This window comes from Streptomyces sp. NPDC054932 (assembly GCF_053610205.1).
Genome location: NZ_JBSGXU010000270.1, coordinates 1 through 8,825 on the forward strand (window position 1 = coordinate 1; position 8,825 = coordinate 8,825).

General features: G+C 73.0%; 7 protein-coding genes. 2 read left to right on the forward strand and 5 right to left on the reverse strand.

Annotated features, from left to right (window positions below; translation table 11 throughout):
- Positions 1 to 2,116: alpha-N-acetylglucosaminidase (locus tag ACWGE1_RS38230; RefSeq protein WP_453425078.1), on the forward strand; the 2,116-nt coding region annotated here is incomplete at its 5' end.
- Between the two features lie 63 nt (positions 2,117 to 2,179).
- Here ACWGE1_RS38230 and ACWGE1_RS38235 read toward each other — a convergent pair.
- The gene (locus ACWGE1_RS38235; RefSeq protein ID WP_453425079.1) at positions 2,180 to 3,418 is read right to left on the reverse strand and encodes an MFS transporter; all 1,239 of its coding nucleotides are present in this window, start codon (positions 3,416 to 3,418) and stop codon (positions 2,180 to 2,182) included.
- Between the two features lie 176 nt (positions 3,419 to 3,594).
- Here ACWGE1_RS38235 and ACWGE1_RS38240 point away from each other — a divergent pair, with 176 nt between their 5' ends.
- Complete coding sequence (locus tag ACWGE1_RS38240; protein ID WP_453425080.1) at positions 3,595 to 5,184, forward strand: molybdopterin-dependent oxidoreductase; 1,590 nt, start codon at positions 3,595 to 3,597, stop codon at positions 5,182 to 5,184.
- A 28-nt stretch (positions 5,185 to 5,212) separates the two neighbouring features.
- Here ACWGE1_RS38240 and ACWGE1_RS38245 read toward each other — a convergent pair whose 3' ends face one another.
- From ACWGE1_RS38245 to ACWGE1_RS38260, 4 genes are all read right to left on the reverse strand, one after another.
- Positions 5,213 to 5,809, reverse strand: coding sequence for a phosphatase PAP2 family protein (locus tag ACWGE1_RS38245; RefSeq protein WP_453425081.1), 597 nt, complete (start codon positions 5,807 to 5,809; stop codon positions 5,213 to 5,215).
- Positions 5,806 to 7,017 carry an MAB_1171c family putative transporter gene (locus ACWGE1_RS38250; protein ID WP_453425082.1) on the reverse strand — a complete coding sequence of 404 codons (1,212 nt, stop codon included), beginning with the start codon at positions 7,015 to 7,017 and terminating at the stop codon, positions 5,806 to 5,808. Before ACWGE1_RS38250 ends, ACWGE1_RS38245 begins: the two co-directional genes overlap by 4 nt.
- On the reverse strand, positions 6,977 to 7,669 hold the full coding sequence (locus ACWGE1_RS38255) for a hypothetical protein (protein WP_453425083.1): 693 nt from the start codon (positions 7,667 to 7,669) through the stop codon (positions 6,977 to 6,979). Before ACWGE1_RS38255 ends, ACWGE1_RS38250 begins: the two co-directional genes overlap by 41 nt.
- A 180-nt stretch (positions 7,670 to 7,849) precedes the next feature.
- A complete protein-coding gene (locus ACWGE1_RS38260) occupies positions 7,850 to 8,362 on the reverse strand; it encodes an XRE family transcriptional regulator (protein ID WP_453425084.1) in 513 nt (170 codons plus the stop codon).
- Positions 8,363 to 8,825 lie beyond the last annotated feature (463 nt).

The following is an 8,825-nucleotide window of genomic DNA, read 5'->3' on the forward strand; positions in this document are numbered from 1 at the left end:
GGCCCGCACCTTCGACGTCGCGCCCGCACGGGCCGCCCTGGAGCGGCTGCTGCCGCGCCACTGGCGGCAGTTCGCGCTCGTGCCCGACACCACCGCCGCCGCCGACACCTTCACCGTGTCCGGGACCGCCGGCGCGATCACCGTGCGCGGCAGCACCGGAGCCACCCTCCTCACGGGCGTCGGCTGGTACCTCCAGCACGTCGCCGGGGTCGACATCGGCTGGCCCGGCGACAGCATCGGCATGCTGCCCTCCCGGCTGCCGCCGGTCCCCGCACCGGTCACCCGCAGCGCGCAGGTCCCGCACCGGTACGCGCTGAACGACACCGACGACGGGTACTCCGGCCCGTACCGCTCCTTCGAGGAGCACCAGCGGCAGATCGACCTGCTCGCGCTGCACGGCATCAACGAGGTGTTCGTGCAGGTGGGCGCCGAGTACCCGTACTACCGGGCGCTCCAGGGGTTCGGCTACTCCGCCCGGGAGCTGCGGGAGTGGATCCCCGGCCCCGGCCACCAGAGCTGGTGGCTGCTGCAGAACCTGAGCGGTTTCGGCGGCCCCGTCACCGAGCGGCTGATGCGCGAGCGCGCCGAGCTGGGCGGGCGGATCGCCGAGCAGCTGCGCGGGCTCGGCATGACCCCGGTGCTGCCCGGCTACTTCGGCACCGTGCCGCCCGGGTTCGCCGCGCGCAACCCGGGGTCGGCCACGGTGGCGCAGGGCGACTGGGCGGGCTTCGACCGCCCGGACTGGCTGGACCCCGCCTCGCCCGTGTTCGGGAAGCTGGCCGCCGCGTACTACGCCGAGCAGCGCGAGGTGTTCGGGGACAGCACGATGTACCGGATGAGCCCGCTGCACGAGGGCGGCCAGACCGGCTCGGTCGACGTCGCCGCCGCCGCGGGCGCCATCCAGGGCGCCCTGCACGCCGCCCACCCCTGCGCGCTGTGGGCGGTGCTGGGCTGGCAGGACGACCCCACCGCCGAGCTGCTGGCCGGGGTGGACACCTCGAAGCTGCTGATCCTGGACGGGCTCTCCGACCGGTACAACCGGCTGGACCGCGAGGCCCGTTGGGGCGGCGCCCCGTACGCCATGGGCACGATCTACAACTTCGGCGGGCACACCACGGTCGGCGCGAACAGCTCCGTGTGGATCGAGCGGTTCGGCCCCTGGCGGGACAAGGCGAACAGCGCGCTCGCCGGGATCGCCTACCTGCCGGAGGCCACCGGGACCAACCCCGCGGCTTTCGACCTCTTCACCGACCTGGCCTGGGAGCGCGGGCCGATCGACCAGCGCGCGTGGTTCGCGGACTTCGCGGCCCGCCGCTACGGCCGCCCCGACCCCGCGGCCGCCGCGGCGTGGGAGGAGCTCCGCAAGGGCCCGTACAGCACCTCCTCGGGACTGTGGTCGGAGTCGCAGGACAGCCTGTTCACCGCCCGGCCGAGCCTGACCGCGGCCGGGGCGGCGTACTGGAGCCCCAAGTCCATGCGCTACCCGGCCGCTTCGGTGCGCAGGGCCCTGGACCACCTGCTGAAGGTGGATCCGGCGCTGCGCGGCTCCAGCGCCTACCGCTTCGACCTGGTGGACACCGCCCGGCAGGCCCTCGCCAACCACTCGCGGGTGCTGCTGCCGAAGATCAGGACCGCCTACGAGGCCAAGGACCTGACCCGCTTCCGCTCACTGACGGCCGAATGGCTGGACGGAATGCGGAAGCTGGACGCGGTCACCGGATCGGACCCGGCCTTCCTCCTCGGCAGCTGGCTCTCCGGGGCCCGCTCCTGGGGCGCCGATGCGGCCGAACAGGACCGGTACGAATACGACGCCCGCTCGCTCCTCAGCGTGTGGGGCCGCCACAGCACCAGCGAGGGCGGTTTCCTGCACGACTACGCGAATCGTGAATGGAGCGGCCTGATCTCGGAGTTGTACGCCCCCCGGTGGGAACGCCACTTCGCCTCGCTGGACGAGGCGCTGGTACGCAGGACCGCACCGCGGGAGATCGACTGGCACGCCTTCGAGGCGGAGTGGGCCGGGCGGACCACCCGGCATCCGAACCGGCCGAGCGGGGACCCGTACCGGCTGGCCGCACAGATCGCGGCGGCCCTGCCCCCGGCGGCGGCCGGCAGCTGACCCGCACCACCGCCGGCCCGGACACCGGCCCGCCCGGTGTCCGGGCCGGCCCGTGCGAAGCGGTCAGGGCCTGCGCCGCCGCGCCGCCCGGGCGGCCCCGGCCGCGGCCAGGCCGAGGACGGCGATCGAGGCGGCCGACACCAAGAGGGTTTCCCGGGCTCCGATCCCGGCCACCAGCGGGCCGCTCAGCGCGGTGCCGAGCGGCACCGCGAGCACACGGAGGGCCGAGCTCGCGGCCAGTGTCTGCGGAAGCAGTTCCGGCGGGGCCGAGCGCTGGAAGAGGGCGGTGGACAGCGCGGAGTACGGAGGCCAGAGCAGCCCGGCGGCCGCGAACCCGGCGACGGCGACGGCCGTGGGCGCTCCCAGCCCGGTCGGCAGCAGGAAGACCCCGAACGCCACGACGATGCCGGTCGTCGTCGGCCACATCGGCAGGCGGCTCAGGTATCCGGTCAGTACGGAGCCGAGGACGGCACCGATGCCGAACGCGGTGTAGAAGGCGGCCAGCAGCCCGGCAGGCCCGCCCAGGCCCTCCGACACGTACAGCGGCAGAGCGACGTACACGGGACCGAACAGACAGAAGAAGACGCAGCTCAGGCCGAGCAGCCCGAACAGGGCCGGAGTGCGGCGGATGACGGCGAAGCCCCCGGTGCGCGAACCGCCCTCGGCGGGGGCGGGCGCCTCGTCGTGCGGGACGCCGAAGAGGAACGTGGCGGCCAGGACGAGGAAGGTCGCCGCGTCGACGGCGATCACGGTCGCGGCGCCGCTCCGGAGGATGAGCGCGCCGGCGAGCGGCGGGCCGAGGACGGTGGAGAGCGAGCCGACACCGGACAGGACGGCGTTGCCGGCCAGGTGGTCGCGCTCGGGCAGCAGCCGGGCCAGCAGGGTGTAGACACCGGCCTGGCCCCACGAGTGAAGGACGGACGAGAGGGCGAGCAGCACGACGTACAGCTCGATGCTCAGCGCCCCGAGGGCGTGGCACACGGGAATCGCGCCCAGGGCCGCGGCCCGCAGCAGCGCGTCGCAGACGACCAGCCGGGCCGGGGGGCGGTGGCGCAGGAACCGCCCGAGGAGGACGGCGCCCGCGGCGCCCGAGAGCGTGTAGGCGGCGGCCGCCAGCGCGACCCACAGGCCGCGTTCAGCCACCGGCGCGATCTCGATCGCCAGCCAGCTCACGGCGACCACGGCCATGCCGTCGCCGAGCGACGAGACGGTGAATCCGGGTAACAGGCGGCGCAGCGTCGGGTGGGTGATCACCGGCCAGTAGGGCGAGGCGCTGAAGAGCCGGGTCGGCTTCAGGGACATGGCACGTGTGTTTCCGGGTGACGGGGCTCCATGGCGTGATCCTCACCGCGTACCGCGCCGTCCATGTGTTCCTTTCGCCCTGGGCACAAGGCGTGTTCCCTTCGTCCGGGGCACGAGGCACCGACACTCCCCCCTGGCGCCGCCGCAGGGCCGCCGGAGCACGGCACACTGGCCGTGTGAAGGCAGACCCGAGCCGTTCCGCGCGGCCGCGGCGCACGGTGGGCGCCGTCAGCGGGCTCGTCGCGGCCGTCGCCGGGCTGGCGCTCGCGCAGCTGACCGCGGCGGCCGTCCGGCCCGAGGCCTCGCCGGTCACGGCCGTCGGCGGGGCGGTGGTCGACCTGACGCCGGTGGCCGTCCGGGAATGGGCGATCGGGCTGTTCGGCACCTCCGACAAGCTGGCGCTGGGAATCGGCATCCTCGCCGTCCTGGCCGCGGTCGCCGTCGGGGCCGGGCTGCTCGCCGTACGCCACCTCCCGGCCGCGATCGCGGTCGTGGGCGGCTTCGGGCTGGTGGGGGCGGTGGCCGCGCTCAGCCGCCCGGAGGCCTCCTGGCAGGACGCGCTGCCCTCGCTGGTGGGCGCGCTGGTCTCGGCCGGGGTGCTGTACCTGCTGGTCAGGGCGGGGACGCGGCCCGGCCCGGCCGGGGCGCCGGCGGACGGCACCGGGGCGATGGACCGGCGCGGCTTCGGTCGCCTGGTCGTCGCCGTCCTGGCGCTCTCGGCCGGGGTCGGACTCGGCGCGCGGAGGCTCGGTGCCCATGGTTCGGCCGACGCCACCGCCTCCCGGGCCCGCTTCGTCCTGCCCCGGCCCACGGTGCCCGCGCCGCCGGTGCCCGCCGGGGCGGACCTGAAGGTGCCCGGGCTCGGCCCCTTCCTCACGCCGAACCGAAGCTTCTACCGGGTGGACACCGCGCTGGTGGTCCCCCGCGTGGACGCGGACACCTGGCGGCTGCGCATCCACGGGGAAGGGGTGGCCAGGCCCCTGACCCTCGATCTGCGTCAGCTCCTCGCCCGCCCGCTGGTCGAGCACGACATCACCCTCACCTGCGTGTCCAACGAGGTCGGCGGCACGTACGCGGGCAACGCCCGCTGGCTCGGCGTGCGCCTCGGCGACCTGCTCCGCGAGGCGGGGGTACGGCCGCCGTCCCGGGGCGGTCCGGCCGACCAGCTGGTGGCCCGTTCGGTGGACGGCATGACCATCGGCACTCCGGTCGAGACCGTGATGGACGGCCGGGCGGCGCTGCTGGCCGTCGGCATGAACGGCCGGCCGCTGCCCTTCGCCCACGGCTTCCCCGTACGGATGGTCGTACCGGGCCTGTACGGGTACGTCTCCGCCTGCAAATGGATCAGCGAGCTGCGGCTGACCACCTTCGCCGCCTACGACGCCTACTGGGTGCGCAGGTCCTGGGCCCAGCAGGCCCCGGTCAAGACGCAGTCGCGGATCGACACCCCGCGGCCGTTCGCCGACCTGGCGCCGGGCCGGGTGGCGGTCGCCGGGGTGGCGTGGGCCCAGCACCGGGGGATCCAGCGGGTCCAGGTACGGGTGGACGGCGGCGCCTGGCAGGAGGCGCGGCTGGGGGCCGCGGACGGCGCGGACACCTGGCGGCAGTGGGTGTGGCCGTGGGAGGCGACCCCCGGGCCGCACACCCTGGAGGTCCGCGCGACGGACGGCACGGGCGCCGTCCAGACGGGGGTCCGCACCGGGACCGTGCCCGACGGGGCGACCGGCTGGCATGCGGTGGACGTCCGCGTCCGGGCCCTGGGCTGAGCCGCGGGGGCCGAGGACGCCGGCGCCGCTACTGGACCAGCGCGAAGGTGGCGGCCGCGACGGCCCCGCCCGCCGCGGCGCCGACGAGCACCTGGGCGAGGGTGTGGTCCTTCAGCTCCACCCGGGACCAGCCGACGAGCGCGACCAGGAGGTAGGCCAGGAGCACCCGGGGCCCGTAGGTCATGGCGAGCATGGCGACGCTCCCGGAGGAGACGGCCGCGTGCACGCTGATCTTCCAGGCCGGGGTCACGGCGAGCAGGACAGCGAGGGTGGCCAGCATGGCCGCGATCAGCGCGATCATGGTCCGAGGGGCGTCGAAGGCCCACATCAGCACGATGCCGGTGGTGACCGAGACGATGACGAAGCCGATCACGATGATGCGCGGCTGCCGCTCGCCGACGTGCCGGTCGGCCCAGCGACCGCGGCGGATGCCGTACTTGATGAAGGCCAGCGGAATGACCGCGGCGAACAGGCAGCCGAGGAGACCCCATCCGATCCCGGCGAGGCGGCCGGTGTGCCAGCCGATGAGGAGGGTGTCGGCGATGATCCAGGTCTTGGGGTCGAGGCCGTCGGTGACGAGGCGTGCCGCCCGGGACTCGTCGGTGCGGATGATCGTGGTGGTCACGCCGTTGCCTCCTGGCTGGTCGCGGTGAGGAAGTCGTCGGCCACGCAGGAGTGGTAGATCCGGGCGAGCTGGACGAGCCTTTCGACCTCGGTGGTGAAATCGAGGTCGTCGATCCCTTCGGTGCCCCGGCCCCGGGGGCTCGCGGCCGGCAGTGCGCCACGGGTCTTGCGTTCGCGCGCCGCCCGCAGCCAGAGCGCTTCGGCCGCGGGGCTCGTCGCCGGGTCGAATCCCGCCCGCCTCGCGGCGGCCCGCGCACGCTCGCGGACGTCTGCGTCGGCGTGGGCGTCGAGGGCCAGGGCGGCGTCGCGGATCTCGATCACCCGCCGGTAGAGCCGCAGGCGCGGGCTGCGCAGGAGCCCGGTCCTCAGGACGATGTCGGGGGTGACGGCGGTCAGGTCCTGCCAGAGCGGCTGGAGTTGCCGGTGCCGGCGGCCGTCCTGGACCGTGCGCCAGGCCACACCGAACGCGGGGATGCTGCTTCCGACGAGGATGAAGCCGATCGCCGCGTACTTCAGGGCGTCGGTGGCGCTGTCGACCGCGATGTCGCTGCCGCTGTCCGTGAGGCCGGCGAGGCGGCTCGTCATGTACCCGGCCCGCACCAGGGTGTAGAGGACGCCGACGGCGGTTCCGATACCCATGAGGCGGACGCCGGTCCGGAGCCAAAGGGCGCTGGCGTGCCGGGCGCTCCCCCAGAAGAGCCAGGTGGCGGTGGCCATGGCGATGCCGAGGTAGACGACGAAGACGAGGTAGTAGACCGTGGCCCAGCCGTTGCCCGCGTTGTGCGCGAAGAAGTCGGTCACTTCGTGGGGCCGCGGGACGAAGAAGGAGAACAGCACCGCCATGGACGTCATCGCGACCAGAGCGGCGTAGTGGCGCGCCCGCAGTCGGCGGCCGGTCTCCGGCCGGGCGATGGCGACGACGAAGTCGACGACCGCACCGGCGGCGATCATGCCCAGCCAGTGCTTGACGAGGGTGGACAGGTTGTTGACCCCGGCCCAGGCGTCCAGGGTGTGCATCACGCCGGGGAGACGGAGCGTCATGGAGAGGGTCAGGGCGGCGAACGCCGTCCACAGAGCCCGCTGTTTGACGGTTCGGACGGCTGACGGAACGCGCCAGACCGTCACCGCCCACAGCATGATCAAGACGGCTGTTTCAAGGTGTTTCACTTCACGACCAGGTATTCCGAACGGGGTGCCCGAGGGCGTCATGGAGGCGCGCAAGACGGTCCTCGGCCTCGCTGGAGGTCGATCGCGTCGTGTAGCGGCCGGCCCGCTCGTGGATGAGCGTGGCCAGGGTCTCTGCCTGTCGTTCCTGCGGGCTCGCGAACTTGCTCCGCCCCATGAGGTGCGCCAGGCGGTCTATGTCGAGGCCGAGTTCCTCGTCGATCGATTCGGTGGTGCGGGCCACGTTCCTGATCCGGGCCGCCTCGGCCCGGATGATCGAGGCCACGGGAAGCTCGGGGCGGTCGAGACCGGACACGGCCGTCTGTGTACGCGTCAGCAGGTTCTTGAAGTGCTCGGAGGCGCGGGCGATCTCGTGCTCCGTCGGCTGCTGCGGTATGTCGAGCTCGGGGGCCACATGGCCGAGCAGCATGTGGGAGATCTCGTGGAGGACGATCTGCACCTTGAGGATCTCGGCTGCGACGGCGTCGTAGAAGACGAGGTCGGCGACCTCCAGGCCGAGCCAGATCCCGCACGGCAGGGACGGGTCGGGAGGACCGTCGAGGGGCAGCAGGATCAGGGGGCGGCCACGCTGCTCGGCTATGCCTTCGCAGAAGACCTCGAGGTCGAACGGCTGGGGGATGACGAGCTGGTCCGCGACGGCGGCGCACTCCGCGTCAGCGCGCTTCCACCACCGCATGGTTGCTCTCCCCTCCCGTCGGCACTCAGCGGCGTGGGGCTCGACCGCTCCGTGCGGTTCGCCTGCTTCGCACGCCTGACCGGTTCGAGGGTAGCCGCAAGCACTGCGAGCGGCTCATAAAGGGTGTGCCGACAGGCCGAAACACGATCGTCCACGCGGGTAGCGTGACCGGATCGCGCCTCACGGTTCCTGGCGGCGGCGACGGCGGGGCTTCACGTCCGGGAGCCCTTCGGCCTTCCGGAGCTGCTTGATCAGACCGGTGACGGACCGCATCGACCCGGCGGACAGCCCACTGAGGCGGAAGGCCGCGGCCTTGACCTGCTCGTCCTCCAGGACCTGGGCGAACTCGTCGGCCGCCGCGGCCTTGCCCATCTCCTCGCGGAGCCGCGCGATGCGCTCCTCGATCCGCAACTCGATCGCTTCGGCGTTCTCCCCGTCGGCGAGGTACCCGACCGTGACGCCGAAGAAGTTGGCGATCGCACGGATCGAGTCGATGCCCGGGTTCGGATTGTTGTTCAGGCGGATGGTCTGGACCGTGCCGTGCGAGACGGAGGGGCCGGGCAGCTTCTTCGTACCCTCGGCGATCTCCTGGTACGTGTACGGACCGCGGCCTGCCGGGTGGATCGTCTCGATCAAGAAGCCGAGACGGTCACCCATGGTGTCTCGCCGGCCGGTGGGGGTCTCCTCACCCATCACCGTCACTGCTCCTGTCTACTGCTGGATCCCGTAGGCCACTACCGAACCACCACCTGCATCATCTACTGGCCTAGACGGCTCTCACCACACAGTGCAACGAAATACGTCTACCCGGCTAGCGGACGCCCGCGAAAGTGACCCACGCCACGTCTCCGCTCCGTCGTGGCGCAGCCGCTTGACAGGGCCCATGTGAGACAACGTATGTTCATCCAGCCATCTAGTCCACTAGATGCATCGGGGTCGGACGGCCGGACGTTTCACATCTAGCCGACTGAACACCGGAGCGGGTGGAGGAGAAGGCAGGATGGAGGGGCCGCGACGCTGCCACAGCGTCAGTCCCCTGCAGCAGGACCGTTGTCCGGGGGATCCCCGGACAACCGGACGCGCACCGCACACCGGGAGCGCGACCCACCGGGAGCTGGAGCGCCTCGCCCCCGTGGGCTGAGGCACGGGGGTCCTC

What these genes read in the sequence shown, in the direction of transcription:
- ACWGE1_RS38235 (WP_453425079.1), bottom strand. Translation starts at nt 3,418, where the DNA reads ATGTCCCTGAAGCCGACCCGGCTCTTCAGCGCCTCGCCCTACTGGCCG.
- ACWGE1_RS38250 (WP_453425082.1), bottom strand. Translation starts at nt 7,017, where the DNA reads ATGACGCCCTCGGGCACCCCGTTCGGAATACCTGGTCGTGAAGTGAAA.
- ACWGE1_RS38255 (WP_453425083.1), bottom strand. Translation starts at nt 7,669, where the DNA reads ATGCGGTGGTGGAAGCGCGCTGACGCGGAGTGCGCCGCCGTCGCGGAC.
- ACWGE1_RS38260 (WP_453425084.1), bottom strand. Translation starts at nt 8,362, where the DNA reads ATGGGTGAGGAGACCCCCACCGGCCGGCGAGACACCATGGGTGACCGT.